This window comes from Peribacillus sp. N1 (genome assembly GCF_054600815.1).
The window spans coordinates 1-287 of the sequence record NZ_BAAHZO010000043.1 but is presented as its reverse complement, the minus strand read 5'-3'; the positions used below and the strand labels follow the sequence as shown (position 1 = coordinate 287).

Annotated in this window: 1 protein-coding gene; it reads left to right on the top strand. The window is 38.7% G+C overall.

Going from position 1 to position 287, the window contains the following annotated elements; all coding sequences use genetic code 11:
• A partial coding sequence (locus ACYP5M_RS26565) for a hypothetical protein (RefSeq protein WP_459735737.1) occupies positions 1-230 on the top strand: 230 nt, incomplete at its 5' end.
• Positions 231-287 lie beyond the last annotated feature (57 nt).

Below are 287 nucleotides of genomic sequence, written 5' to 3'. Positions count from 1 at the left end.
CAATATCCTTGGTTTATTTATCCAGTCTTGGCTGTATTACTGTTTTCTCTGTGGCTATACTGCGTACTCTCAAAGAAATACACACTATTCTCCGTGCTGGGAAGTTTCATGCTATTGCTTTGTCTTATAATAGTGAACTATATCAATACACCTGGTTATCCGTGGTTTTCCTATACGGTGGCCCCCATCGTCATGTGGCCGGCTCTTTTGATACAAGTACAGAGGGCTAAAACCATTACTACAGCTCTCATTGGAAGTATTTCATTTATTTTATACTACATACTATT